Source organism: Pseudonocardia sp. ICBG601, from assembly GCF_020496245.1.
On record NZ_JAHLJA010000002.1, the window covers coordinates 424127 to 449571 of the forward strand.

26 protein-coding genes are annotated in these 25445 nt (G+C 73.9%); 21 read left to right on the forward strand and 5 right to left on the reverse strand.

The window, feature by feature from the left end:
* Positions 1-14: 14 nt before the first annotated feature.
* The 8 genes from KPL57_RS01900 (at position 15) to KPL57_RS01935 (ending at position 7980) form a co-directional block, all read left to right on the forward strand.
* A complete protein-coding gene (locus KPL57_RS01900) occupies positions 15-962 on the forward strand; it encodes an electron transfer flavoprotein subunit alpha/FixB family protein (RefSeq protein ID WP_226350160.1) in 948 nt (315 codons plus the stop codon).
* Between the two features lie 195 nt (positions 963-1157).
* Positions 1158-1925 (forward strand): GNAT family N-acetyltransferase, encoded by a 768-nt coding sequence (locus tag KPL57_RS01905; RefSeq protein WP_226350631.1) that lies wholly within the window; start codon positions 1158-1160, stop codon positions 1923-1925.
* Complete coding sequence (locus KPL57_RS01910) at positions 1922-3040, forward strand: 1-acyl-sn-glycerol-3-phosphate acyltransferase (RefSeq protein ID WP_226350161.1); 1119 nt, start codon at positions 1922-1924, stop codon at positions 3038-3040. Before KPL57_RS01905 ends, KPL57_RS01910 begins: the two co-directional genes overlap by 4 nt.
* A 67-nt stretch (positions 3041-3107) precedes the next feature.
* A complete protein-coding gene (locus KPL57_RS01915) occupies positions 3108-4316 on the forward strand; it encodes a cysteine desulfurase family protein (RefSeq protein ID WP_226350162.1) in 1209 nt (402 codons plus the stop codon).
* Positions 4317-4319: 3 nt separating this feature from the next.
* Positions 4320-5402 carry a tRNA 2-thiouridine(34) synthase MnmA gene (gene mnmA / locus KPL57_RS01920; protein WP_226350163.1) on the forward strand — a complete coding sequence of 361 codons (1083 nt, stop codon included), beginning with the start codon at positions 4320-4322 and terminating at the stop codon, positions 5400-5402.
* Positions 5403-5603: 201 nt separating this feature from the next.
* Positions 5604-6065, forward strand: coding sequence for a nitroreductase family deazaflavin-dependent oxidoreductase (locus KPL57_RS01925; RefSeq protein ID WP_226350164.1), 462 nt, complete (start codon positions 5604-5606; stop codon positions 6063-6065).
* Between the two features lie 101 nt (positions 6066-6166).
* Positions 6167-6613, forward strand: coding sequence for a nitroreductase/quinone reductase family protein (locus KPL57_RS01930; protein ID WP_226350165.1), 447 nt, complete (start codon positions 6167-6169; stop codon positions 6611-6613).
* A 332-nt stretch (positions 6614-6945) separates the two neighbouring features.
* Positions 6946-7980, forward strand: coding sequence for a methionine synthase (locus KPL57_RS01935; protein WP_226350632.1), 1035 nt, complete (start codon positions 6946-6948; stop codon positions 7978-7980).
* Between the two features lie 465 nt (positions 7981-8445).
* Here KPL57_RS01935 and KPL57_RS01940 read toward each other — a convergent pair whose 3' ends face one another.
* Together KPL57_RS01940 and KPL57_RS01945 are read right to left on the reverse strand one after the other, a co-directional pair.
* Positions 8446-9708, reverse strand: coding sequence for an MFS transporter (locus tag KPL57_RS01940; RefSeq protein WP_226350166.1), 1263 nt, complete (start codon positions 9706-9708; stop codon positions 8446-8448).
* A 155-nt stretch (positions 9709-9863) separates the two neighbouring features.
* On the reverse strand, positions 9864-10550 hold the full coding sequence (locus tag KPL57_RS01945; protein ID WP_226350167.1) for a GntR family transcriptional regulator: 687 nt from the start codon (positions 10548-10550) through the stop codon (positions 9864-9866).
* 193 nt (positions 10551-10743) lie between these two features.
* Here KPL57_RS01945 and KPL57_RS01950 point away from each other — a divergent pair, with 193 nt between their 5' ends.
* Genes KPL57_RS01950 through KPL57_RS01970 form a run of 5 tightly spaced genes read left to right on the forward strand, consistent with a single transcriptional unit; the run spans position 10744 to position 17700 of the window.
* Complete coding sequence (locus KPL57_RS01950; RefSeq protein WP_226350168.1) at positions 10744-12429, forward strand: thiamine pyrophosphate-binding protein; 1686 nt, start codon at positions 10744-10746, stop codon at positions 12427-12429.
* Positions 12429-13823, forward strand: coding sequence for a phenylacetate--CoA ligase family protein (locus KPL57_RS01955; RefSeq protein WP_226350169.1), 1395 nt, complete (start codon positions 12429-12431; stop codon positions 13821-13823). Before KPL57_RS01950 ends, KPL57_RS01955 begins: the two co-directional genes overlap by 1 nt.
* A 45-nt stretch (positions 13824-13868) precedes the next feature.
* Positions 13869-15392: an aldehyde dehydrogenase gene (locus KPL57_RS01960; protein ID WP_226350170.1), complete on the forward strand. Its 1524-nt coding sequence runs from the start codon at positions 13869-13871 to the stop codon at positions 15390-15392.
* 15 nt (positions 15393-15407) lie between these two features.
* A complete protein-coding gene (locus tag KPL57_RS01965) occupies positions 15408-16037 on the forward strand; it encodes a gluconate 2-dehydrogenase subunit 3 family protein (protein ID WP_226350171.1) in 630 nt (209 codons plus the stop codon).
* A gap of 10 nt (positions 16038-16047) precedes the next feature.
* Positions 16048-17700, forward strand: coding sequence for a GMC family oxidoreductase (locus tag KPL57_RS01970; protein ID WP_226350172.1), 1653 nt, complete (start codon positions 16048-16050; stop codon positions 17698-17700).
* Positions 17701-17746: 46 nt separating this feature from the next.
* Here the strand turns inward: KPL57_RS01970 and KPL57_RS01975 are convergent, their stop codons facing one another.
* The gene (locus KPL57_RS01975) at positions 17747-18526 is read right to left on the reverse strand and encodes an isocitrate lyase/phosphoenolpyruvate mutase family protein (protein WP_226350173.1); all 780 of its coding nucleotides are present in this window, start codon (positions 18524-18526) and stop codon (positions 17747-17749) included.
* Between the two features lie 103 nt (positions 18527-18629).
* Here KPL57_RS01975 and KPL57_RS01980 point away from each other — a divergent pair, with 103 nt between their 5' ends.
* From KPL57_RS01980 to KPL57_RS02010, 7 genes are all read left to right on the forward strand, one after another.
* Entirely contained in the window at positions 18630-19031 is a 402-nt protein-coding gene (locus tag KPL57_RS01980; protein WP_226350174.1) for a hypothetical protein, read from the forward strand.
* Positions 19032-19067: 36 nt separating this feature from the next.
* A complete protein-coding gene (locus tag KPL57_RS01985; protein ID WP_226350175.1) occupies positions 19068-19913 on the forward strand; it encodes a fumarate hydratase in 846 nt (281 codons plus the stop codon).
* On the forward strand, positions 19910-20461 hold the full coding sequence (locus tag KPL57_RS01990; RefSeq protein ID WP_226350176.1) for a FumA C-terminus/TtdB family hydratase beta subunit: 552 nt from the start codon (positions 19910-19912) through the stop codon (positions 20459-20461). The genes KPL57_RS01985 and KPL57_RS01990 overlap by 4 nt, the downstream gene beginning before the upstream one ends.
* A 38-nt stretch (positions 20462-20499) precedes the next feature.
* Complete coding sequence (locus tag KPL57_RS01995) at positions 20500-21201, forward strand: SDR family NAD(P)-dependent oxidoreductase (protein WP_226350177.1); 702 nt, start codon at positions 20500-20502, stop codon at positions 21199-21201.
* A 19-nt stretch (positions 21202-21220) separates the two neighbouring features.
* Entirely contained in the window at positions 21221-22276 is a 1056-nt protein-coding gene (locus KPL57_RS02000; RefSeq protein ID WP_226350178.1) for a catalase family protein, read from the forward strand.
* A complete protein-coding gene (locus KPL57_RS02005) occupies positions 22276-22935 on the forward strand; it encodes an SDR family oxidoreductase (RefSeq protein WP_226350179.1) in 660 nt (219 codons plus the stop codon). The genes KPL57_RS02000 and KPL57_RS02005 overlap by 1 nt, the downstream gene beginning before the upstream one ends.
* Before the next feature lie 115 nt (positions 22936-23050).
* Positions 23051-23446, forward strand: coding sequence for a VOC family protein (locus tag KPL57_RS02010; RefSeq protein WP_226350180.1), 396 nt, complete (start codon positions 23051-23053; stop codon positions 23444-23446).
* A 10-nt stretch (positions 23447-23456) separates the two neighbouring features.
* On the opposite strand, the gene KPL57_RS02015 is transcribed toward KPL57_RS02010, so the two are convergent.
* Positions 23457-24008 (reverse strand): SRPBCC family protein, encoded by a 552-nt coding sequence (locus tag KPL57_RS02015; RefSeq protein ID WP_226350181.1) that lies wholly within the window; start codon positions 24006-24008, stop codon positions 23457-23459.
* Between the two features lie 66 nt (positions 24009-24074).
* Here KPL57_RS02015 and KPL57_RS02020 point away from each other — a divergent pair, with 66 nt between their 5' ends.
* Entirely contained in the window at positions 24075-24581 is a 507-nt protein-coding gene (locus KPL57_RS02020) for a MarR family winged helix-turn-helix transcriptional regulator (protein WP_226350182.1), read from the forward strand.
* A gap of 5 nt (positions 24582-24586) precedes the next feature.
* Here the strand turns inward: KPL57_RS02020 and KPL57_RS02025 are convergent, their stop codons facing one another.
* A complete protein-coding gene (locus KPL57_RS02025; protein WP_226350633.1) occupies positions 24587-25441 on the reverse strand; it encodes a DMT family transporter in 855 nt (284 codons plus the stop codon).
* Positions 25442-25445 lie beyond the last annotated feature (4 nt).

Consider the following 25445-nt stretch of genomic DNA (forward strand, 5'->3'; position numbering starts at 1 on the left):
GGAGATAGAGAATCATGGCTGAGGTTCTGGTCCTCGTCGACCACGTCGACGGTGACATCAAGAAGACCACCTACGAGCTGCTGACCGCCGCCCGCGCGCTGGGCGAGCCGTCGGCGGTCGTCGTCGGTGCCGCGGGCACCGCGGACAAGCTGGCCGACGGCCTGACCGAGCACGGCGCCGAGAAGATCTACGTCGCCGAGACCGACTCCACCGACTTCCTCTCCCCGGAGACGACGGTCCTGGAGTCGCTCATCGGGTCGGCGTCCCCGGCCGCGGTGCTGCTCGCGGCCACCGGCAACGGCAAGGAGGTCGCCGGTCGGCTCGCCGTCCGGACGAACTCCGGGCTGCTGTCCGACGTCGTCGGCGTCTCGGCGGACGGTGTGTCGCACTCGATCTTCGGTGGTGCCTACACCGCCGAGGCCAAGTCGAACACCGAGCACCCGGTCATCACCGTGCGCCCGGGCTCGATCGAGATCGAGGCGGCCGCCGGTGCGGGTGCCCGCGAGAGCGTCGAGGTCCCGGCCCCGTCCGGGCGTGCCGCGACCGTGACCGGCCGCGAGCCGATCCAGGGCGGGTCCCGTCCGGAGCTGACCGAGGCGACCGTGATCGTCTCCGGTGGGCGCGGCGTGGGCTCGGCCGACGACTTCACCGTCGTCGAGGGCCTGGCGGACTCCCTCGGTGCCGCCGTCGGTGCTTCGCGTGCCGCGGTCGACTCCGGCTACTACCCGCCGCAGTTCCAGGTCGGCCAGACCGGTAAGTCGGTCTCGCCGCAGCTCTACATCGCCCTCGGCATCTCCGGCGCGATCCAGCACCGCGCCGGCATGCAGACGTCGAAGACGATCGTCGCGGTGAACAAGGACGAGGAGGCGCCGATCTTCGAGATCGCCGACTTCGGCATCGTCGGCGACCTGTTCAAGGTCGCGCCGCAGCTGCAGGAGGAAGTGGCCAAGCGCAAGGGCTGACCCCTTCCGGTCCTCCACCGCGTCGACGCCCGGGTGCTGCGTGCACCCGGGCGTCGTCGTGTGTGCGGGGCCTGTTCACCCGCTCCTGCCTGCGACGACACCTGTCCGGGTCCGTTCACCCCGATGCCACCGACGGGTCGTCGCGGAACCGTCCGGGTGTCGCACCCGGCCGGTACCAAGCCGGGTGTGAACCAGGTGATCGTCTCGACCCCGGAGACCGCGGCCCGGCGGTACTCCCTGCTCCTCACGACCGACGACGGCGACGTCGCCGCGGCGCAGGCGCTGCGGCACCGGGTGTTCGCGGGTGAGCTGGGCGCCCGGCTCGACAGCCCCGTGCCCGGCCGCGACGTCGACCGCTTCGACGCCCACTGCGACCACCTCGTGGTCCGCGAGGACGCCACCGGCGAGATCGTCGGCACCTACCGGATGCTCCCGCCGCAGCGGGCGCGCGCCGCGGGCGGCCTCTACGCCGACGGCGAGTTCGACCTCACCAACCTCGACCCGCTGCGCCCCGGGATCGTCGAGACCGGGCGCTCCTGCGTGCACCCCGACCACCGCGGCGGCGCCGTCGTCGGGCTGGTGTGGGCCGGGCTCGCCCGCTACATGCTGCTCACCGGGCACCGCTGGCTGATCGGCTGCGCCAGCGTCTCCCTCGCCGACGGCGGCACCCAGGCCGCCGCGGTCTGGGACCGGGTCCGCGCGAAGCACCTCGCGCCCGAGGAGTACCGCACCGTCCCGCACCGCCCCTGGGACCCGACCGGTGCGCCCGCGGGCCGGGGCGGCGGCATCCCGCCGCTGCTGCGTGGCTACCTGCGCCTGAACACCTGGGTGTGCGGGCCGCCCGCGCACGACCCGGACTTCGGCGTCGCGGACTTCCCGGTGCTGCTGGGGATGGACCACATCGACCAGCGCTACCTGCGCTTCTTCCTGGGCGAGGACGCCGCCGGGGTGACGGGCGCATGACCCTCGCCGCCGGGCCGGAGGGCGACGCCGGCGCGCCCCTCCGCCCGCGCCGCCGGTTCCGTCCGCGCGGCCGTGCCTCCGCCGTCCCGTCCGCCGGGGCCGCGGTGCTGTCGTCCGCTCCGCCGGCTGCCCCGGCTGCCCCGGCTGCCCCGGCTGCCCCGGTGGTCCCGGCGACGGGGGACCCCCGTGGTGCCGTGCACCACCCGGCCCGCGCCGCCCTGCGGACCCCGGTGCACCCGCTCGTCGACCACCCCACGCACCCGCCGGCACCGCCCGCGTCGCGGCGTCCCGGCGGGCCGTGGGCGGCCTGGTCGCCGTGCACCCCGCAGGAGTGCCTGCCCCCGCGTGCGACGACCGGCACGCTGCGCCTGGCCCGCCGTACCGCGGCACTGCTCTCGGTGCTGGCGGTGGCCGTGACCGTCGTCCCGGCCGCCGCGCTGCTCGGCGCCCGCGTGCTGGACCCGGTCCTGCGGGCGTTGCACCGCGCGGTGCTCCGCGCCGCCGGGGTCCGGCTCGTCGTGCGCGGCGGGCCGCTCGCGCCCACGGACGGGCGGGGCGCGCTGGTCGTGGCCGACCACACGTCGTGGATCGACATCCCGGCGCTCGGTGCGATCGGACCGGTCACCATGCTCGCCAAGCGGGAGGTCCGGGACTGGCCGCTGATCGGCGCGCTCGCCGCCCGCATCGGCACCCTGTTCGTGCACCGCGAGGGCCTGTCCCGGCTGCCCGGCACCGTCGCCACCTGCGCCGACGCGCTGCGGGACGGCACGCTGGTCGGTGTCTTCCCCGAGGCGACGACGTGGTGCGGCGCGATCTCCGGGGACTACCGGCGCGCGCCGTTCCAGGCCGCGATCGACGCGGGCGCCCCGGTCCGGCCGGTCACCGTCGCGATCACCACCCCGGACGGGCGGCCGACGACGGCCGCCGCGTTCGTCGGCGAGCAGACCCTCGGCGACACCGTCGGCCGGGTGCTGCGGCTGCCCGGCCTGGTCTGCGAGGTCACCGTGGGCGAGCTCGTCGAGCCGGGCCCGCACACCGACCGGCGCGCGCTGGCCGCCCGCGCCCGCGACCGGGTCCGTCACCCGCGCCCGGCCACGACCGCCACGGCCGTGTGAGACGGACGGTCGTCCACGACGGGTTCGGCACGCACCGCTGTCAGGACGGGGTCTACCCTGGAGGCCGATGACGTACCTGGACCACGCGGCGACCACACCGATGCTGCCCGCTGCCGTCGCCGCCATGAGCGACGCGCTCGGCCGCACCGGCAACGCGTCGTCGCTGCACTCGTCGGGCCGCCGCGCCCGGCGCGCGGTCGAGGAGGGGCGCGAGCGGATCGCCGAGGCGGTCGGCGCGCGCCCGTCCGAGGTCGTGTTCACGACCGGCGGCACCGAGAGCGACAACCTCGCGGTCAAGGGCCTGTTCTGGGCCCGCCGGGCCGCGGACCCGCGCCGCACCCGGGTGCTGGTCTCGGCCGTCGAGCACCACGCGGTCGTCGACGCGGCGGAGTGGCTGGCCACCCACGAGGGCGCCCGGCTGCGGCTGCTCGAGGTGGACGCGACCGGCCGCGTCCACCCGGAGACGCTGCGCGCCGCGCTCGCCGAGGACCCGGACGGGAACGCCCTGGTCTCGGTCATGTGGGCCAACAACGAGGTCGGCACCGTCAACCCGGTGCGCGAGCTCGCCGCCGTCGCCCACGAGTTCGGGGTGCCGTTCCACACCGACGCCGTGCAGGCCGTCGGCATCCTCGACGTCGACTTCGCCGCGAGCGGCGCCGACGCTCTCACCCTCACCGGGCACAAGCTCGGCGGCCCCTACGGCGCGGGCGCGCTGCTGCTCGGCCGCGAGGTCACCTGCACCCCGCTGCTGCACGGCGGCGGCCAGGAGCGCGACGTCCGCTCCGGCACCCTGGACGTGCCCTCGCTGGCCGGGCTGGCGACGGCCGTCGTCGAGTCGGTGGCCGCCGCGCCGCGCCGCCGCGTGCACCTGGCCGGGCTGCGCGACGAGCTGGTCCGCGTCGTGCGCACCGAGGTGCCCGACGCGGTCCTGAACGGCGACACCACCGACTCCCGGGTCGACGGCGGTCCCGGCAGGCTGCCCGGCAACGCGCACCTGTCGTTCCCCGGCTGCGAGGGCGACAGCCTGCTCATGCTGCTCGACGCCAACGGCATCGACTGCTCCACCGGCTCGGCCTGCACCGCAGGCGTCGCCCAGCCCAGCCACGTGCTGCTGGCGATGGGCGCCGACGAGTGCACCGCCCGCGGGTCGCTGCGCTTCTCCCTGGGGCACACCAGCACCTCCGCCGACGTGGCCGCGGTCGCCGGGGCCATCGGGTCGGTCGTGGAGCGCGCCCGCAACGCGAGCCGTCGCACCCCCGCGTCGGTCACGGGCTGAGCCGTGCGGGTCCTCGCTGCGATGAGCGGCGGCGTCGACTCCGCGGTGGCCGCCGCGCGGGCGGTCGCCGCCGGGCACGACGTCGTCGGCGTGCACCTCGCGCTGTCCCGCACCCGCGACGCGATGCGGTCCGGGTCGCGCGGCTGCTGCTCCAAGGAGGACGCGGGCGACGCCGCCCGCGCCGCGGACGTCCTCGGCATCCCGTACTACGTCTGGGACCTGTCCGAGGAGTTCACCCGCGACGTCGTGGACGACTTCGTCGCCGCCTACGCCGCGGGGGAGACCCCGAACCCCTGCCTGCGCTGCAACGAGAAGATCAAGTTCGCGGCCGTGCTGGACCGGGCGCTCGCCCTCGGCTTCGACGCCGTCTGCACCGGCCACTACGCCCGGCTCGACCCGGCCGGGCCGGTGCTGCGCCGCTCGGCCGACGCGGGCAAGGACCAGTCCTACGTGCTGGCCGTGCTGCGCGCCGACCAGCTGCGGCACGCGATGTTCCCGGTCGGCGACACCCCCAAGCCGGAGATCCGGGCCGAGGCCGCCCGGCTCGGGCTGCGCGTCGCCGGGAAGCCCGACAGCCACGACATCTGCTTCATCCCCACGGGCGACACCCGCGGCTTCCTGGCCGACCGCCTGGGCACCACCCCCGGCGCGCTCGTCGACGCCGCCTCCGGCGAGACCCTCGGCACCCACGACGGCGTGCACGGCTTCACCGTCGGGCAGCGCAAGGGCCTCGGGATCGACCGGCCGGCCGCCGACGGCCGCCCCCGCTACGTGCTCGGCATCGAGCCGGTCAGCGGCACCGTGCGGGTCGGCCCGGAGGCCGCGCTCGACGTCACCGCGATCACCGCGCGCACCCCCGTGTGGACCTCGGGCGCGGCGCCGGACGCACCGTTCGGCTGCGTCGTGCAGGTCCGCGCGCACGGCGGCACCGCACCCGCCACGGTCACCCCGCTCGACTCCGCCGTGCAGGTGGAGCTGTCCGAGCCGCTGCGCGGTGTCGCCCCGGGGCAGGCCGTCGCCTTCTACCGCCCCGACGACGACGGCGACGTCGTCCTGGGGTCGGCGACGATCACCGGGACGGCCTGACCGAGGTCGCCCGGCGGCGTCCGGCCGGTGGCGCCTGACCGACCGGGCCCGCCGTCGCCCGTGCGCCGAGATGCACCCCAGCGGGCCGCGCGGAGCCGTTCCAGCCCGCTGACCTGCATCTCGGTGAACCCGGCCTGTCGCACCAACCCCAGCGAGAGCACCGCTCTTGCTTTCGTGCGTCAAACGGTGAACACTGCTCTCATGACGAACCAGCGCTCTCAGATCCACTACCTCGCCCCCGGCCGCATCACCCGCCGGGTGATGAACCCCCTGGTCGCCGGGCTGACCCGGCTCGGCCTCCCGCTCGCCGGCTCCGCGGTGCTCGGCGTCCGCGGCCGCCGCTCCGGCGAGGTCCGCACCACGCCGGTCAACCCGCTGCGCCACGACGGAGCCCGCTACCTCGTCGCCGCGCGCGGCGAGACCCAGTGGGTGCGCAACCTCCGCGTCGCGGGGGAGGCGGAGCTGACCGTCGGCCGTCGCACCGAGCGGGTGGCCGCGACCGAGCTGACCGAGCCGGCCGCCGTCGTCCCGGTGCTGCGGGAGTACCTGCGTCGCTGGGCCTGGGAGGTCGGGGCGTTCTTCGACGGGGTCGACGCCTCCTCGTCCGACGCCGAGATCGCCGCCGTCGCCCACCGCCACCCGATCTTCATCCTGGCCGCATGATCCTTCTCCGTGGAGCCGGGAGCGCCCTCGCGGGCGCCGTGGGCTCCGGGGAGAGGGATCATCGGAGCGAAGGACACGGTGATCGGTGAGAGGCTGTCGCCATGAGCGACCGTGACTACCGAGCACCCGGCCTGCTGGTGCGCCGTGTCCTCAACCCGCTGGTCGGGGCCCTGGCCCAGCGCGGCATCACCCCGGGTGACACGGCCGTGCTCGCTGTCCGCGGCCGGCGCAGCGGCACGGTCCGCACCGTCCCGTTGACCCCGGTCCTGCTCGACGGGACCCGCCACCTCATCTCGCCGCGCGGTGAGACCGACTGGGTCCGCAACCTGCGCGCGGCCGGCGGGAGCGCCGAGCTGCGCGGTCGTGGGGGAGCGGAGCCGGTGTCCGCCACCGAGCTCGACGCCGCGGCGGCCGTCCCCGTACTGCGCGCCTACCTGCGCGGACTCGGCCGGGCCGCCGGGATGCTGTTCGACGACGTCGGTCCCGCCTCCACCGACGCCGAGCTCGCCGCCGCCGCACCCCGCCACCCGGTGTTCGCCCTGGGGTGACCGCCAGGATCCGATGCCGAGCTCGCCGCACCCACCACCACCGGTGTCCGCCCTGCGGTGATCACCAGGATTGGAGCGCCGGGCGCAGCCGACCCGCCGCCGCACTCCACTCCCGGCGATCACGCCCGCCGACGCCGGACCGGGGGCGCACGCACCCGGACGGGACGGCGGAGGACACTGGGGGTGTGACCGTCCCGGACCCCACCGACCCGCTGGCCGCCGCGCTCGCCGCCGCCGGACTCGGCGACGTGCGTCCCGGTGAGACCCTCCCGCCCCCGCCGCGCATCGAGGTCGTCGACGACGCCCCCGCCGAGCCCGCCGCGGCCCACGTCCTGTGGCCCGCGGGCGTCGGCACCGGCGTCGGCTCGCTGCCCGGCACCGACGCCCGCGAGGCGTGTGCGCTGGTCACCGGCGAGAGCCCGGAGTTCCCGGCGCTGCCCGAGCTGCCCGCCCGCGGTGTCGGCGCGGACATGGTCGGCCGCACGGCCGGGCTGCTGGTGGACCTCGCCGTCGAGGTCGTGCCGACCGGCTGGCGGGTCACCGCCCACCCCGGGCGCGACCTGCGCCGGGCCCGCGACCTGATGTCCGGCGACCTGGACGCCTTCGACGACGCCTGCGACCGCATCCGCCCGTCCTGGGTGAAGGTCCAGGTCACCGGCCCGTGGACGCTCGCCGCCTCGGTCGAGCTCGCCGCCGGGCACCGGGTGCTCACCGACCGGGGCGCCGTCCGCGAGTTCGCCGCCAGCCTGACCGAGGGGCTGCGCGCCCACGTCGCCGAGGTGGCGCAGCGGACCGGGGCGACGGTCGTCGTCCAGCTCGACGAGCCCGGCCTGCCCGCCGTGCTCGCCGGGTCGCTGCCGACCGCGTCCGGCTACGGCACCGTCCGCTCGATCGCCGCGCCGGACGCCCAGGACCTGCTCCGGGACCTGATCGCCGGCATCGACGCCCCGGTCGTCGTGCACTGCTGCGCGGACCGCCCGCCGATCCGGCTGCTCGCCGGGACCGGTGCGGCCGCGGTCGGGATCGACGCGACCCGGCCGGCGTTCGCCGGGGCCACCGCCGAGCCGCGCGCCCTCGACGCGATCGGCGAGACCTGGGACAGCGGTGTCCCGCTGTTCCTCGGGCTGCTGCCCGGCACCGCGCCTGCCCGCGAACCGGCGATCGGCGACCTCGCCCGCATCGGCTACGACCTCGCCGACCGGCTGGGCTTCGACCGGCCGCGGCTGGCCCGGCTCGCCGTCCCGACGCCCGCCTGCGGGCTCGCCGGAGCGACCCCGGCCTGGGCGCACCGCGCGCTCGCCCTGTCCCGCGAGCTGGGGAAGGCCTTCGCCGACCCCGACGAGGTCCCGCCCGCCGACGAGCGCTGACCCCTCGCACGCGCTGCGCGCCCTGCGATGCACCGACCCCCGCCAGCTGATCCACTCCGCGCGCGGTGATCCGCTCCGCGCGCGCGTCCGGACGCGCGCGCCCAACGGATCACCGCGCGCCCAACGGATCACCGCGCGCCCAACGGATCACCGCGCGCCCAACGGATCACCGCGCGTCAGATGGATCACTGGGCGGCGGAGGGATCACGGTGCGGCGGGTGGATCGCCGTGAAGCGGCCGGAGGGCGGTGCGGAGAGGATCACCGCCCTCCGCGCGCTGATCCAATCCTCGCGCGCTGATCCGCTCCGCGCGCGTGTCCGGACGCGCGCGGCGGACGGATCACTGCGCGGCGGACGGATCACTGCGCGGCGGACGGATCACTGCGCGGCGGACGGATCACCGCGCGGCGGACGGATCACCGCACGGCGGGCGGATCACCGCGCGGTGAGGAGGGACCCGCGCCGGTCAGCGCTGCCCGTTCACCTGCTCCGGGCGCACCGCGAGCACCAGCAGCCCACCCGCGACGAGCACCCCGCCGAACAGGTACAGGCTGCTCGCGGTCGACCCGGTGGCGTCGGAGACGAGTCCCACCAGCGAGGTGCTCACGGCTCCGGCGACGTTGCCGATCGAGTTCACCAGGGCGATCCCGGCGGCCGCCCCGACGCCGGACAGCAGCGCGGCGGGCAGGCTCCAGAACGCGGCCTGTGCGCTGGAGATCGCCGCCGCGGCGACCGTCAGCGCGACGAGGGCGAGCACCGTGCTCGACTGGGTCAGCCCGACCGCGACGAGCCCGAGCCCGCCGACGACGGTCGGCACCGCGGTGTGCCACCGTCGCTCGCCGGTGCGGTCGCCGTGCGTGGCGACCGCGACCATCGCCACCACTGCGACCAGGTAGGGCACGGCGGACAGCAGCCCGACCGCCAGGGTGGACTCCACACCGCTGCGGGAGATGATCGTCGGGAGCCAGAAGCTGATCGTGTAGATCCCCAGCGCGACGGCGAAGTAGATCCCGCCGAGCAGCCACACCGCGGGGCTGCGCAGGGTCCCGCGCACGGAGGCGTGCGCGCCGTACTTCGCGTCGTCGTCGGCGGCGACGGCGGCCGTCACCAGGTCGCGCTCGGCGGGGGTCAGCCAGGTCGCGTCGGCCACCCGGTCGTCCAGGCGGCGGAGCACGACCAGGCCGAGCAGCACCGCCGGGACCGCCTCCACGACGAACATCCACTGCCAGCCGCGCAGGTCGCCGACGCCGTCGAAGACCTGCATCAGCCAGCCGGACAGCGGTCCGCCGACGATCGTCGCGACCGGGATCGCGGCCAGGAAGAGCGCGGTGATCCGCCCGCGTCGGTGGGCCGGGAACCAGTAGGTCAGGTACAGCAGGATGCCGGGGATGAACCCGGCCTCGGCCACCCCGAGCAGGAACCGCAGCAGGTAGAAGGTCGCGGGCGAGCTCGCCAGCGCCATCAGCCCGGACACCAGTCCCCAGCTGACCATGATCCGGGCGATCCACCGCCGGGCGCCGACCTTGTGCAGGACGATGTTGCTGGGCACCTCGAACAGGATGTAGCCGAGGAAGAACACCCCGGCCCCGATGCCGTAGACGGCGTCGGAGAACCAGAGCTCGTCGTCCATCTGCAGCCGTGCGAAGCCGACGTTGACCCGGTCCAGGTACGAGACGGCGTAGCAGACGAACAACAGCGGGACGAGGCGCAGTGCGACTTTTCGGTACACCCTGTCGCTTTCAGGGCGCTCCGTGGTGCGGGCGGGATCGGGCTGTGCTGCCATGACAGGACTCCTCGACGCTGAGGGGTGCGGCGCCCGACACCTTCCGGCATTCTGAATTCAGAAGTCAACCGGAAGGCCGGAATCGTGTGCCCGGCGGCGGGTCAGGAGGCTGCGGTGTCGGCGTCGCCGTCGCGCTCGGCGGCCAGTGCCTCGAGGATGAGCTGCTCGCCGTGCTCGGCGTGCCGGCGGGCGAGCGACTCGGCCCGCTCCGCGTCGCCGGCGACGACCGCGGCGAAGATCGCGGAATGGTCCTCCCAGACCCAGCGCGGCGCGCTGCCGCGGAACAGCAGCTCGCCCATCACCCGCTGCACGTTGCGCCAGATCACCGCGGCGCTCTCCACGAGCAGCGGGTTGCCCGAGTGCTCGGTGACGAACCGGTGGAAGTCGATGTCGGCCGCGACCATGCCGGCGTAGTTCTTCTCCTCCTCGGCCTGCTGACCCGCCGCGACCAGCGAGAACCCGCGCGAGGCCTGCTCCGCGGTGAGCCGTCCGGCGGCGCTGCGGGCGGCGTAGCCGTCGAGCACGGCGCGCAGCCCGTAGAGGTGGCGGACGAACTCGGCGTCGACCGGGGCGACCTCCAGGCCGCGCCGGCCGAAGTCGCGCAGCATCCCCTGGTTGCGCAGCAGCAGCAGGGCCTGCTGCACGGGCTGGCGGGAGACCGAGAACCGCTCGGCGAGCTGCTCCTGGCGCAGCGGCGAGCCGGGGGTCAGCCGGCCGGTGCAGATGTCGTCGACGATCGCGTCGTAGACCTGTTGCACCCGCGACGGCGGGGCCGGGATGGCGGTCATCGAGCGCGTCCTTTCGCAGTGCCGGATGTCGAGTCCGACAACGGATCCGAGTCTACCCAGGGGCGTTCTGGCCATTCCTTCCGGTTGACTTCTGAATTCAGTATGCCCACAGTCGGTGTCGTACGTCACCCGGCCGATGTCGCCCGAGGAGGCCCGCTCGATGCCCGAGCACGCTGTGTCGGAGAGAGCGCCCATGACCGTCGCCGAACTGGTGGCCCGGTTCCTCCACGAACGCGGGGTGCGCCGCGTCTTCGGACTGCAGGGCGGCCACATCCAGCCGATCTGGGACCGGCTGGCGCGGCTCGGGGTCGACATCGTCGACGTCCGCGACGAGGCCGCCGCCGTCCACATGGCCCACGCGCACTCCGAGCTGACCGGCGAGACGGGCATCGCGCTCGCCACCGCCGGCCCCGGCGTCACCAACACCGTCACCGCCGTCGCGAACGCCTCGGTCTCGCGGATCCCGCTGATCCTGATCGGCGGCTGCCCGCCGCGGCCGCAGGCGAACAAGCACCCGCTGCAGGACATCGCGCACACCGCGATCCTCGCGCCCGTCACCCGGCAGAGCCGCACCCTGCGCGTCGCCGACGAGGTGCTCCGCGAGTTCGACGAGGGCTGGTCGCGCGCCCTCGGCGACGCCGGCGAGCCCGGCCCGGTCTACCTCGAGATCCCGACCGACGTGCTGCGCGAGACGGTGCCCCCGGCCGTCGTGCTCGACGACCACCTGCGCCCGCCCCCGGTGCGCCGCTCGCGCCCGCACCCCGCCGACGTCCTGGCCGCCACCGAGCTGATCGGTGCCGCACGACGCCCGCTGGTGATCACCGGCCGGGGCGCGCGCACCGCGCCCGAGGCCCTGGTCCGGTTCCTCGACGCGACCGGCGCCGCCTACCTCGACACCCAGGAGGGCCGCGGCCTCGTCGCGCAGGACCACCCGGCCGTCGTCGGGGCGCTGCGCAGCCGGGCCATGCGCGAGGCGGACCTGGTGATCACCGTCGGGCGCCAGCTCGACTACCAGCTCGGCTTCGGCTCGCCCGCCGCCTTCCCCGCCGCGCGCTGGCTGCGCCTCTCCGACACCGCGAGCGAGCTGTTCGACAACCGGCGCGGCGAGGTCGAGATCCTCGCCGACGTCGGGTCCACGCTCGACGAGCTGGCCGAGACCGCCGCCGGCGACGGCGCCTGGCGCGACGAGCTGCGCACCGCCCACCTGGAGCGCTCGTCCGGCTACCGCGAGAAGCTCGCGTCCACCCCGCCCGGCGGCGACGGCCGGATGCACCCGAACCACATCTTCGCCGCGCTGCACGACATCGACCTCGACGGCGCCACCGTCGTCGCCGACGGCGGGGACCTGCTGTCCTTCGCCCGGCTCGGCGTCCCGCCGCAGGCCCGCTACCTCGACGCGGGCGCGTTCGGCTGCCTCGGCGTCGGCGTCCCGTTCGCCATCGCCGCGGCGCTGGCCCGCCCCGGGTTCCCGGCGATCACCGTCACCGGCGACGGCGCGTTCGGGATCAACGCGATGGAGGTCAACACCGCCGTCCGGCACGGCGCCCCGATCGTCGTGATCGTCTCGAACAACGCCGCCTGGAACATCGAGCGCTACGACCAGGAGGAGAACTACGGCCTGGTCGTCGGCACCGACCTGGAGCACAACGACTACGCGAAGCTCGCCGAGGGCCTCGGCGCGCACGGCGAGCGGGTCACCGAGCCCGGGCAGCTGGCCGACGCGCTCAAGCGCGCGCTGGCGAACGCCCCGGCCGTGATCGACGTCGTCACCAGCCGCGACGCGCCGTCGCCGGACGCCGGCAAGGGACTGGGCTGGGTCCCCGACTACCAGGCACTCACCCCGTGGAACGACGCCGAGATCGAGCGGAGGAAGTCCTGATGGGACAGATGGAGGAGTGGCACTTCCCGGCGGGCTACGACCAGAGCTACCTGCCCGACCCGGACAGCCCGTACTGGTTCCCGTACCGGGAGACGATGGACCCGGCCGAGCGCGACGCCGCGGTGCTGGTCCGGCTGCAGGAGGTCCTGCGCTACGCCTACGACAGCTCGCCGTTCTACCGGCGCAAGTACGACGAGGCCGGGCTCGACGTCGGCGACATCACCACCTGGGAGGCGTTCGAGCAGGTCCCGGTGGTGACCAAGCAGGAGCTGCGCGCCTCGCAGGAGAACGCGCCGCCCTTCGGCGACTACGTCTGCGTCGACGACGCCGACCTGCACCACATCCACGGCACCTCGGGCACCACCGGCACGCCGACCGCGTTCGCGATGGGCCGCCGGGACTGGGAGGTCATCGCCGACAACCACGCCCGGATCCTGTGGGGGATGGGCGTGCGCCCCGGCGACACCGTCTTCGTGTCCGCGCTGTTCTCGCTCTACCTCGGTTCGTGGGGCGCGATGAGCGGCGCGGAGCGGCTGCGCTGCAAGGTCTTCCCCTACGGCGCCGGCGCGTCCGGGATGACCGCGCGGGCCGTGCAGTGGCTCGCCCGCACGACGCCCAAGGCGTTCTACTCGACGCCGTCCTACGCGCTGCGCCTCGCCGAGGTCGCCGAGCAGGAGAAGGTCGACCCGCGCGAGTTCGGCATCGACGTCATGTTCTTCTCCGGCGAGCCGGGCGCCTCGGTGCCCACCGTGCGCAAGGCCATCGAGGACGCCTTCGGCACCCGGGTCGTCGACTGCGGGACGATGGCCGAGATGACGCCGTTCATGTCGGCGTCGGCCACCCAGGGCAGCCCGGACGGGATGCTGCTGTGGCAGGACATCGTCTGGCACGAGGTCTGCGACCCGGACAGCTTCCGCACCGTCCCGTACGGCTCCGAGGGCACCCCCGTCTACACGCACCTGGAGCGGACCTCGCAGCCGATGATCCGGCTCGCGTCCAACGACCTCACCCGCTGGGAGATGGGCACCAACGGCTGCGGGCGCACCTACCCGCGGCTGCCCGCCGGGGTCTACGGCCGGATCGACGACATGATCCACATCCGGGGCGAGAACGTGTACCCCACCGAGATCGACAACGTGCTGCGCGAGATCGAGGGCTACGGCGGCGAGCACCGCGTGCTCGTCACCCGCACCGGCTCGATGGACGAGATCGTCGTCCGCGCCGAGTGCGCGCCCGAGCACGCCGCCGCGTTCGAGAGCGCCGCCGGCAACGGGCTGCACCGCGTCGTCGGGCTGCGGGTCGGGGTCGAGGTCGTCGACCCGGACACCTTCGAGCGCAGCGAGCACAAGGCCCGCCGCGTGATCGACGAGCGCGAGCACACCAAGCGTCCCTGACCGGGCGCTCACCAGGACCCACGAGTGGCAAGGAGGCCACCGAGCATGTCCGTCACCACCCAGGCACTGACCCTCGACGCCGACGCGCGCACCGCCGAGCACGTGGCGATGTTCGTCGACGGCGAGTTCGTCCCGGCCGCCGCCGGCGCGACCTTCCCGACCGTCGACCCCAACACCGGGCGCACCATCGCCGAGGTACCGCGGGCCGACGGCACCGACGTCGACCGCGCCGTCGCCGCCGCCAAGCGGGTCGCCGTCGAGTGGCAGTTCACCGACGCGATGGCCCGCGCCGCGCTGCTGCGCAACCTGGCCGCGCTGGTCACCGAGCACGCCGACGAGCTGGCGCGGCTGGAGGCGCTGGACTCCGGGCACTACCTCGCCAAGGCCCAGGAGCTGATGGGCGCGATCCCGCTCTGGCTCGACTACTGGGCGAGCCTGGCCGACAAGGTCGGCGGGCGCACCATCGAGGTCCCGGGCAACAAGCTGTCCTTCACGCTGCTCGAGCCGCTCGGGGTCACCGCGCACATCGTGCCGTGGAACTACCCGCTGCTGATCATGGTGCGGTCCTGCGCCCCGGCGCTCGCGCTCGGCAACACCTGCGTGGTCAAGCCCGCGGAGGACACCTCGCTCTCGGCGCTGAAGTTCGCCGAGCTGGTGAAGGAGGCCGGCTTCCCGGACGGCGTGTTCAACGTCGTCACCGGGTTCGGCACCGAGGCCGGCGCCTCGCTGGCCGCGCACCCCGACGTCGCGGGCATCACCTTCACCGGCTCCACCGAGACCGGCAAGACCGTCGCCAAGCTGGCCGCCGACCACGTCGCCCAGGTCAACCTGGAGCTCGGCGGCAAGTCCCCGACCATCGTGTTCCCCGACGCCGACCTCGACGACGCCGTCGAGGCCGCCGTGCAGGGCTTCTGCTCGCACACCGGGCAGGTCTGCGTCGCCGGGACCCGGCTGTTCGTGCACGCCGACGTCCGGTCGGCGTTCCTGGAGAAGCTGACCGCGCGCCTGGAGCAGACGCAGGTGGGCGACGGGTTCGCCGACGGCACCCAGATGGGCCCGCTGGTCTCCCAGAAGCAGTACGACCGGGTCCGGGACTACATCGAGATCGGCAAGTCCGAGGGCACCCTGCACTACGGCGGCGGCCGTCCTGCCGGCGCGCCCGAGGGCGGCTACTTCGTCGAGCCGACGGTGTTCGTCGACGTCGCCCACGACGCCCGGATCGCCCGCGAGGAGATCTTCGGCCCGGTCGCGTCGGTGCACTCCTGGACGAGCGAGGACGAGCTGGTCGAGGCCGTCAACGACTCCATCTACGGCCTGTTCGCGGTGCTGCTGGGCAGCGACATCAAGAAGCTGCTGTCCACCGCGCGGCGGCTGCAGGTCGGCGGCGTGATGATCAACGACTGGTTCGGCGAGCTCCCGATGACCCCGCACGGCGGGCACAAGCAGTCCGGGACCGGACGCGAGGAGGGCCTCGAGGCCGTCCACGGCTACACCCAGGTCAAGCACGTCAGCGTCAACCTCGACCCGTCGCTGCGTGCCGGCAGCGACTGGGCCGGCGCCCCGCTGTAGGAGAGGAGACCCACGATGAACGACGCACCCGCACCCTTCGGAGCGCCTGCGGAGACCGCGAACCCGGGGGAGGCCGGCGGCTTCTTCGAGACCGGCCGCCCGCGGATCGGCGGCCTGCTGCACCCGGTCCGGTTCAGCGACGAGCAGGCGGCCGTCATCAACGCCGTCGCCGACACCATGATCCCGCCGGACCCGCGGTGGCCGACCGCGAGCGAGGTCGACCTGGTGACCTTCGTCGGTCGCTACGTCACGCCGTCGGGCTACAAGAACAAGCACTTCCCGTTCGCCGAGGAGGACGACGTCAAGGCCGGTCTCGACCGCCTCGGCCGGTCCTTCGTGGACGGTGACACCGCCGCCCGCACGCAGGCGGTCGAAGCGCTGGAGAAGGCCGAGGACCCGCTGTTCGAACAGCTGCGCGCGCTCGTCTACTACGGCTACTACTCCCGGCCCGTCGTCACCCTCGCGATCAACCGGAACCTGCCGGCGGGGCGCGACTACCACGGCCCGCCGCTGCCCTACGGCTACCTGCAGACCACCGAGCCCTGGGACGAGGAGCTGCTCACGCAGGCCCAGGAGACCGGCTCCTACCTCGAGACCGACGACGTCGTGCGCGTCGACCTGTCCCAGCTGTCCTGGACCAAGTGAGGAGTACGTCATGCCCGCATACGAGGAGACGGACGTCCTGATCATCGGGGCCGGCCCGGGCGGTGCCGGGATCGCGCTCAAGCTCGCGAAGGCCGGGGTGAAGGTGACCTGCCTGGAGCAGGGGCCGTGGGTCACCCCGAGCGACCACCCGCACTACCACGACGAGTGGGAGCTGGAGAAGCAGCGCGGCTGGGCCTACGACCCGAACGTGCGCCAGCTGCCCGAGGACTACCCGGTCACCGGCGTCACGACGCCGTACATGATGAACAACGTCGGCGGCTCGACCATGCACTACGCCGGCCACTGGCCGCGCTACAAGCCGGTCGACTTCCGCAAGGGCACCGAGCACGGGCTCGAGGGCACGATCGACTGGCCGATCAGCTACGAGGACCTCGCCCCGTTCTACGACGAGAACGACGAGATCTACGGCATCTCCGGCCGCATCGGTGACCCGTCCTACCCGGACCGCAAGCAGGCCGTCCGTGACCCGGAGGTGCTGCCCGGCAAGCTCGGGCTCAAGTACGCGAAGGCCTCGCGCGACCTGGGCTGGCACTGGTGGCCGTCGGACAACGCGATCATCACGCGGGACCGGGAGAACCGGCAGGCCGACCAGGCTATGGGCAACGAGCTGTCCGGCTCGCCGACCGGGTCGCTGTCCACCCCGGCCAACGCGCACTGGCCCTACGCGATCCGGCACGGCGCGGACCTGCGCACGATGGCCCGCGTCGAGCAGATCAACGCCGCGAACGGGAAGGCCACCGGGGCGACCTACATCGACCGCAGCACCGGCGACCGGCACGAGATCCGGGCGAAGATCGTGGTGCTGGCGGCCAACGGGATCGGGTCGCCGCGGCTGCTGCTGCAGAGCGCGCAGAAGGGGCACCCGGACGGGCTGGCGAACTCCAACGGGATCGTCGGCAAGTACCTGATGCACCACGTGTTCGCGTTCTGCGACTCGTGGTTCGACGAACCGATCGAGGGTTACAAGGGCAGTTTCGGTGCGCCCCTGTACAGCCACGAGTTCTACCACACGGACGTGAGCAGGGGATTCGTCAACGGGTTCGGGATGCAGGTGGCGCGCAGCTTCGGGCCGGCCTACGCCGCGATGGGCACGCACACCGGTTACACCGCGCCGTGGGGGGACAGGCACCGCGAGTTCTTCGACGGGCACTTCGCCAACCACCTGATGGTCTTCATGTTCGGCGAGGACCTGCCGGTGGAGACGAACACGGTGACGCTGAACCACGACGTGACCGACAGCTCGGGCCTGCCGGCCGCGCATGTGAACTACGAGCTGCATGCCAACGACATCGCGCTCGCGAAGTACGGGATCGACAAGATCTTCGAGGCCACACGGGCGGTCGGGGCGGTCGAGACCAACGACACCGGGGTGCTCTACCCGCCGCCGGCCTGGCACCTCATGGGCACCTGCCGGATGGGCAACAACCCCGGCGACTCGGTGCTCAACAAGTGGTGCCAGACCTGGGACGTGCCGAACCTGTTCGTCTGCGACGGCAGCACCCTCACCACGGGGGCTGCGGTCAACCCGACCAGCACCATCGGCGCGCTGTCCCAGCGCACGGGCGAGTACATCCTGCGCAACTGGGACGCGCTCGTCGCGCAGACGACGACGCCGTCCAACGCGGACGCGCCGGACATGTGAGACCGGGGGCCGGGCCGGCGCAGCGTGGCGCCGGCCCGGTCGCCGCTCAGTTCAGCTTGCGGGTGCCCTCGGGCAGGCCCCCGCCGGCGTAGACGTCGGTGGCGAGGTCCTCCAGCGCGGTCAGCGCGACGTTCTGGCTCCACGGCCCGTACGACACCCGGGCGACGCCCAGCTCCTGCGCGCGCTTCAGCGGAATCGAGCCGGGGATGCCGATCAGGTTGACCTTGCGCTCGCCGAGCGCCTCGACCAGGCGTCCGACCTGGGTCTCGTCGAGCTTGCCGGGCACGAAGAAGTTCGACGCGCCGGCGTCGAGATAGGCCTTCCCGCGCTCGATCGCGTCGGCCAGTACGGCCTCGGGGTCCTTGTCGCCCGCCTTGAGGAACGCGTCGGTCCGGGCGTTCAGCACGAAGTCCACGCCCGCCGACTCCGCCGCGGCGACGGCCGCCTCGACCGCCTTCACGGCGTCGGCGAGCGGCTTGACCTGGTCCTCCAGGTTCGCCCCGACGATGCCGACGTCGATCGCGCGGGCCACGGTGCCGCCCGGGTCGCCGTAGCCGGCCTCCAGGTCCGCGGTGACCGGCAGGTCGCCCGCGACCTTCGCGATCAGCCCGACCTCGGCGATCATGAGGTCGCGCGGGATGTTCTCGCCGTCCTCGTAGCCGCGGGAGGCGGCGATGCCGTGGCTGGCGGTGGCCAGGGCCTTCGTGCCCGGCGTCTCGGCGACGACCTTCGCGGTGATCGCGTCCCAGACGTTGACGACGAGCAGCAGCTCGGACGCGGCGTGCAGCTCCTGCAGCTTCGTGGCCTTCTCGGCGGTGGAGGTCATGCGGCCACCGTAGGACGGTTCCGGGGCCGCCGCCGCGTACCCAGAACTGAGGATCTGTCGTGCTCTGACAGCGGCGGGGCCGTCCGACCCCGATTCTGGTGCCGTGCTCCGAGACCGGTCCGACACCCGACACCCGACCACCCCGCGGGGTGGCCTCGGGTCGTCCGCGCTCGTGCTGGGCGCGCTGGGCTCGGTGTTCGTCGCCGTCGCGATCGCGCTGTCCGCGGTGTCGCCGCTGACCGTCGCCGGTCTCGCACTCGCCTCCGCCGGGGTGGTCCTGACCGTCGGCGGTCTGGTGCTCGGCACGCTGGGCGCGGTCCGCGCCTGCCCGGGCCGGTCCCGCACCGCGATCTCCGCCGCAGGACTGTCGGTGGCCGGGCTGGCCGGCGGGCTGATCTGGCTGGCCGCGTTCGTGATCCTCGCCGTCACCGGGCCGGGGCCCGCCCCGCTCGACGGCACCGACACCACACCGGCCTGTGCGCCGGACGTCTGCCACACGCCCTGACCTGCGGGGCCGGCCGACCGGCCCGATCATGGCGGGATGCGGGACATCGACGTCGGCGTCGTGGCCGACACCGTGCGACGCCTGTGCGTCGAGGCCAACCACGAGCTGCGCGGGGACCACCTGGCCGCGCTGCGCCGCGCGCGGGACGTCGAGGAGTCCCCGACCGGGCGCGAGGTGCTCGACCGGCTGCTCGCCAACGCCGAGGTGTCCGCGCGCGAGCGCATCGCGTTCTGTCAGGACACCGGCTACGCGGTCTGCTTCCTGGAGATTGGGCAGGACGTGCACTTCTCCGGGGGTTCGCTGGCGGCGGCGATCGACCGCGGCGTCGCCGAGGGCTACCGCGAGGGGTACCTGCGCGCCTCGCTGGTCCGGTCGCCGGTGGACCGCACCAACACCGGTGACAACACCCCGGCGATGGTGCACTACGACCTCGTCGAGGGCGACGGCGTCCGGCTGACCCTGCTGGTCAAGGGCGCGGGCTGCGACAACATGAGCGCGCTGCGGATGCTCACGCCGGCCGCGGGCGTCGGCGGCATGACCGACTTCGTGGTCGAGACGGTCGAGCGGGCCGGACCGTCGGCGTCGCCTCCGGTGACGATCGGGATCGGCATGGGCGGCACGTTCGACCGGGCCGCGGTCCTCGCCAAGCGGGCGCTGACCCGCGACCCGACCGGGTCGCCGTCGCCGGATCCGGCGATCGCCGACCTGGAACGGGAGATCCTCGACGCCGTCAACGCCACCGGGATCGGCCCGGCCGGCTTCGGCGGCACGGTGACCGCGCTGTCGGTGCACATCGAGGCGTACCCGACGCACATCGCGGCGTTCCCGGTCGCGATCAACCTCGACTGCCACTCGCACCGCGTCCGGGAGGTGACCCTGTGAAGCACCTCGACCTGCCGCTGGACCACGACGTGCTCGGCGACCTGCGGGCCGGGGACTCCGTGCTGCTCACCGGCGAGATGCTGACCGCGCGCGACGCCGCGCACGCCCGGTTCGCCGAGGCGATCCGGGCGGGGGAGCCGCTCCCGGTCGACGTCGACGGCGCCACGATCTACTTCGTCGGCCCCACCCCGGCCCGCCCCGGCCACCCGATCGGCTCCGCAGGACCGACGACGGCGTCGCGCTGCGACCCGTACTCACCGCTGCTGATCGAGCGGGGTCTGCGCGGCATGATCGGCAAGGGACGGCGCTCGGCCGAGGTGAAGGCCTCGATGCGCGAGCACGGTTGCGTCTACTTCGGAGCGGTCGAGGGGACCGCGGCGCTGCTGTCGCAGTGCGTCACCGCGGCCGAGGTGATCGCCTACGACGACCTGGGGACCGAGGCGGTCCGGCGGCTGGAGGTCCGCGACTTCCCGGTGCTCGTGGTCGACGACCTGCACGGCGGGGACCTCTACGACGACGGACCGGCCCGCTGGCGGCGCGACCGCTAAAGATGCGGCACCCCGTCACGAACGGGACGATCAGGATCATGACCGGACGCCTCGAGGGCAAGCGGGTGCTCGTCACCCACGCCGACCGCTACATCGGACCCCCGGTGGTGGAGCTGTTCCGCGCCGAGGGCGCGGACGTCGTCGCCGACACCACCGACTACACGACCGGCCCGGACGTGGCGCCCCGCGTCGTCGCCGACGCCGGTGAGATCGACGTGCTCGTCGCCAACTTCGCCGGACCGCCCGCCCGGATGCCCGTCACCGACATGATCGGCGACGTCCGCGAGTTCACCGACGCCGAGTTCCAGGACTACCTCGACGAGCTCGTCTGGCCGCTGCTGCGGATCGTGCGGGCGGCGCTGCCCGCGATGACCGCGCGACGGTCGGGCAAGATCGTCGCCGCGACGAGCGCGACCCCGCTGCGGGCCATCCCGGGGCTGGCCGTCTACTCCGCTGCGCGCGGCGCTCAGAACGCGTTCCTGCAGGTCGTCGGAGCCGAGGCCGCGCCCTTCAACGTGCAGGTGAACGGGCTGGGCCCGGCGCACGTGCGCAACAACATGTACTACACCGACGAGATGCTCGACGACGACGAGGTCCGCGGGTCGTTCGAGGCACAGATCCCGGCCGGGCGCCTCGGGGAGGGGCGCGAGGCCGCAGAGCTCGCGCTGGCGCTGGCGTCGGCGGCCAGCGACTTCATGGCCGGGCAGATCGTGCCGGTGTCGGGGGGATGGACGACCTGATCCCGGGTATATCGGTGGTGTGCCACCGATCCCCTACACCGACGCCGTCGAACAGCTCCAGCCGGACGAGGACGAGCACATCCGGCGCTGCATCGACTCCCTGCTCCGCACCAACGCGATGACCTTCGACCTGCACCGCCACGGGTACCGCGCGACGCACGCCAAGAGCCACGGCGTGCTCCGCGGGACCCTGCAGGTACACCGCGACCTGCCGGCCGAGCTGGCCCAGGGCCTGTTCGCGACCCCCGGCGAGTACGACGCCGTCGCCCGGATCGCGACCGAGACCGGCCAGCTCGACGACGACCGGCAGCCCAACGCGCGCGGGTTCTCCCTCAAGGTCTTCGACGTCCGGGGCGAGACCCTGCACCCGTCCGACCCGGACCACCGGGTGCACGACCTGCTGTTCAACACCCTGCCCGTGCTGCCACCGGGCACGGCGAAGAAGTTCATGGAGATCACCGAGATCCGCGAGCGACACTTCTCCGAGCCCGAGAAGATCGACGAGGAGGTCGCACAGCGACCCGACGCCCATGAGCTCGGCGCCTTCGGTCGGCTCGCGAACATCCACCCGCTGGCGCACGCGTACTACACCCAGGGCGTGTTCCGCCACGGCGACTACGTCGCCAAGATCGGTCTGTACCCGGGCACGCCGGAGCAGGAGGGTCTCGCGTCCCGTGAGATCGGCGACGACGACTCCCGCGGCGTGCTCCAGAGCCTGGTCGAGGAGTGGACCTCCACCCGCGACACCGTGTTCGACGTCCGGGTGCAGCTGCGCACCGACGCCGACGCGATGCCCGTGGAGGACGCCGCGGTCGACTGGCCGCAGGACCTGTCGCCCTACGTCACCGTCGCGACGCTGAGGTTCCGGCCGCAGCACGCGTACTCGCCGCAACGCCGGGTGTTCGCCGACGACCGGCTCGCGTTCCGGCCGTGGCACGGACTCGCCGCGCACCGCCCGCTGGGATCGGTCAACCGGCTCCGCCGTCGCGCCTACCAGGAGCTCGGTGCGCAGCGGGGCGACATGAACGCGGTCGCGGTGACCGAGATGCGGTCCGCCTCGGAACTGCCCGACTGATGGCCGCCGTGTTCGTCGTCGGCGCGGGGCCGGGCATCGGCCGCTCGGTCGCCCGCCGCTTCGCCGGGTCCGGGCATCCGGTCGGGGTGCTCGCCCGCTCGTCGCCCACCGTGGACGCCCTGCTCACGGACCTGTCCGACGGCGCGGTCGGTGTCACCGCCGACGTCGCCGACGAGGCAGCACTGCGCGCCGCGCTCGACGAGCTGGTCGCGCGGCTCGGGGTGCCCGAGGTCGTCGTCTACAACGCCGGAGTGATCCGCACCGACACCGTCACCGGGCTCGACGCGGCGACGCTGCTCCACACGTACGCGGTCAACGTCGGCGGCGCGGTGACCACCGCCGCGGCCCTGCTCCCAGCGATGGCCGACGGCGACGGCGGCAGCTACCTGATGACGGCCGGCATGCCGCACCCGCTGCCGCAGCTGACGAGCCTGTCGCTGGGCAAGGCCGGGCTGCGTGCGCTGGCCGAGCTGCTCGATGCCGAGTTCGGCCCGCGGGGCGTGCGGTCGGCGACCGTCACCGTGTGCGGCCCGGTCGCGCCGGGCACCGCCTACGACCCGGACGACATCGCCGAGCACTACGCCCGGCTGCACCGGCTGCCCGCCGGGGCCTGGCCGCTCGACACCCGCTTCGGCGACCCCGCCGACGCCGCGGGCTGACCTGCCGCACCCCGCCCGCCCGGCCGCGACGTAGACCGGTAGTGCACGATTGATCATCGGGCGGAACGGGAACCCCGGACATGCACGTCCCGCCATGCGATCCGGAGGTCGTCCCGTGCCCGAGTTCCCCGCCATCCACCACCTCGCCCTGTCGGTCACCGACCTGGACGCCAGCGAGCCCTGGTACACGAAGCTGATCGGCGCCGAGCCGGCGATGACCCTGTCGGACGGCCCGTTCCACCGGCGTGTGTTCGCGCTCCCGTCGGGCCAGCTGCTCGGCCTGACCCGGCACGACTCGGTCGACACCGGCGACACGTTCGCGCCGAACCGGCCGGGTATGGACCACGTCGGGTTCGGTGTCGCCGACCGCGGCGAGATCGAGCAGTGGCGTGACCACCTCGACTCCGTCGGCATCGCCCACGACGGGATCGTCGAGGCCGACTACGGGCTCGCGCTGTCCTTCAAGGACCCGGACGGCAACGCCCTGGAGTTCTTCGTCCTCGCCTCCTGACCCGTACCGGTCAGCGGAGCAGGCCGAGCAGTCCAGGGCCGTCGCGCCGGTCGTCGCGACCCTCCGGGCCGGTGAACCCGCTCCCGGTCAGGTCGGCGCCGTCCGTCTGCTCCGGGTCGGTCCCGCCCGGCTCGACGAGCACGCGCAGCCGGGCGAGATCGGACCGGAGGGTGCGGGCGAGCATCCACCGCAGCGGCCCCGGCACCAGGCGCAGCACGCCGGGTGGCCGGACCCGCAGCGTCAGCCGGACCCGGCAGGCGTCGCCGCCGAGGGGGACGACCTCGCGCGTCCCGTCGGCGTCGACGCCCGCCGTCGTGCGCCACGCGAACCGGCGCCCGGCGACGACCTCGGTGACCAGGCCGTCGTTGCGCGTGGTGCGACCGGCCGTGCGCAGCACCTCGTGGGTCGTCGTGCCCGCGCGGACCGGGCCCTCGGGGGTGGGGGTCATCCGCCGCACTCCCGTGCGCCACTGCACGTCGCGGGCGTAGTCGGCGAGAACGGCCCAGGTCTCGGCGGCCGGGGCGTCGACGATGGTCTCGGCGGCGATGGTGAGATTATTCATGCCATGAACAGTACGATATCGAAATATTAAGCTCCAGTGTTTTCGACGTCGACCTACCATCGGCCGGTGCCCGATCACGACGCCGTCGACGACCTGGTGGACCAGTGGCGCCGGGAGCGCCCGGACCTGGACGGCGACGGCCTGGCCGCGATGGCGACGATCGGGCGGCTCGGCCGCATCGCGGCGCTCGCCGCGCCACGCGTCGAGCGGGTGTTCGCCGGGCACGGCCTGCGCACCGGCGAGTTCGACGTGCTCGCCGCACTGCGGCGGGCCGGAACGCCGTACACGCTGACCCCGTCGCAGCTCAGCCGGACCCTGATGCTGTCCCCGGCCGCGATGACGCACCGCCTCGACCGCCTCGACGACCTCGGCCACGTCGAGCGACGGCTCGACCCGGAGAACCGGCGCAGCATCCTGGTCACGCTCACCGACGGCGGGCGGGACCTGGTGGACCGCCTGGTCACCGAGCACGTGGCGAACGAGCGGGACATGCTCGCCGCCCTCGGCCCGGCGGACCGCGTCGCTTTCGACGACCTGCTGCGTGCGCTTCTCGCGGGGCTCGAGACCGGCTGAGCGGCTCAGACCCGGTTGCCGGTCCGCGCCGACGCCCGGGCCAGCGCGATCGTGGCGACCACCAGCACCACCACCAGCACACCGACGAGCAGCCACCCGGCCCCGCCGGTGTCGAGCCGCTCGTCCAGCACGGTCACACCGACCACGGCCGCCACGACCGGCTCCCCGACGACCACCGCCGGCAGCGACGCCCCCAGCGCGCCGGCCTGGAAGGCGGACTGCTGCAGCAGCGTCCCCCCGACGACGGCGACGACCAGCACCCACGTCTCCCACGAGGTCAGCAGCGCGACCAGCCCGTCGGACAGCGTGTCCACCACGCCGAGGGTGAGCGCCGCGACGACGCCGTAGGCGATACCGGTCGCGGCGGCGAGCAGCAGCGCCCGCGGCGTCCCGGTCGTCACCCGGGCCGCGAGCAGACAGGCGGCGAACAGCACCAGCAGCACCGACCCCGTCGGCGCCCACGCCGCGAGCCCGGCCCGGTCCACCCCCGCGGTCGGCTCACCGACGGTCACGAACAGCACCAGCGCCACGACCAACACCGTCGCCCAGGTCAGCTCGGCGCGCGACGGTCGTCGCCCGGCCCAGCGCGCGGCCAGCGGCAGCGCGAACACCAGCTGGGTCACGATGATCGGCTGCACCAGCAGCAGCGACCCGAACCCGAGCGCGACGGCCTGCATCGCGAACGCCGCCGTGTCACCCAGCGACCCGGCCAGCCAGCGCGGGTCGCGGACCAGCCGCGCCAGCATCCGCAGCCCCCGGTCGTGCGGGTCCGCCGCCGCCGAGGTCTGCTGGGCGACGGCGGCGAGCGCGAAGAGCAGCGCCGACAGCAGCGCGGCGCCGATCGCGGCGACGGTGTTCAGCGGA

Bases quoted from the DNA above. Each gene is read 5' to 3' on its own strand.
- KPL57_RS01960 (WP_226350170.1), top strand. From the start codon at position 13,869: ATGTCCGTCACCACCCAGGCACTGACCCTCGACGCCGACGCGCGCACC.
- KPL57_RS01945 (WP_226350167.1), bottom strand. From the start codon at position 10,550: ATGACCGCCATCCCGGCCCCGCCGTCGCGGGTGCAACAGGTCTACGAC.
- KPL57_RS01985 (WP_226350175.1), top strand. From the start codon at position 19,068: ATGCGGGACATCGACGTCGGCGTCGTGGCCGACACCGTGCGACGCCTG.
- KPL57_RS01950 (WP_226350168.1), top strand. From the start codon at position 10,744: ATGACCGTCGCCGAACTGGTGGCCCGGTTCCTCCACGAACGCGGGGTG.
- KPL57_RS01915 (WP_226350162.1), top strand. From the start codon at position 3,108: ATGACGTACCTGGACCACGCGGCGACCACACCGATGCTGCCCGCTGCC.
- KPL57_RS01975 (WP_226350173.1), bottom strand. From the start codon at position 18,526: ATGACCTCCACCGCCGAGAAGGCCACGAAGCTGCAGGAGCTGCACGCC.
- KPL57_RS02015 (WP_226350181.1), bottom strand. From the start codon at position 24,008: ATGAATAATCTCACCATCGCCGCCGAGACCATCGTCGACGCCCCGGCC.
- KPL57_RS01995 (WP_226350177.1), top strand. From the start codon at position 20,500: ATGACCGGACGCCTCGAGGGCAAGCGGGTGCTCGTCACCCACGCCGAC.
- KPL57_RS01970 (WP_226350172.1), top strand. From the start codon at position 16,048: ATGCCCGCATACGAGGAGACGGACGTCCTGATCATCGGGGCCGGCCCG.
- KPL57_RS01930 (WP_226350165.1), top strand. From the start codon at position 6,167: ATGAGCGACCGTGACTACCGAGCACCCGGCCTGCTGGTGCGCCGTGTC.
- KPL57_RS02005 (WP_226350179.1), top strand. From the start codon at position 22,276: ATGGCCGCCGTGTTCGTCGTCGGCGCGGGGCCGGGCATCGGCCGCTCG.
- KPL57_RS01900 (WP_226350160.1), top strand. From the start codon at position 15: ATGGCTGAGGTTCTGGTCCTCGTCGACCACGTCGACGGTGACATCAAG.
- KPL57_RS01955 (WP_226350169.1), top strand. From the start codon at position 12,429: ATGGGACAGATGGAGGAGTGGCACTTCCCGGCGGGCTACGACCAGAGC.
- KPL57_RS01965 (WP_226350171.1), top strand. From the start codon at position 15,408: ATGAACGACGCACCCGCACCCTTCGGAGCGCCTGCGGAGACCGCGAAC.
- KPL57_RS01910 (WP_226350161.1), top strand. From the start codon at position 1,922: ATGACCCTCGCCGCCGGGCCGGAGGGCGACGCCGGCGCGCCCCTCCGC.
- KPL57_RS01925 (WP_226350164.1), top strand. From the start codon at position 5,604: ATGACGAACCAGCGCTCTCAGATCCACTACCTCGCCCCCGGCCGCATC.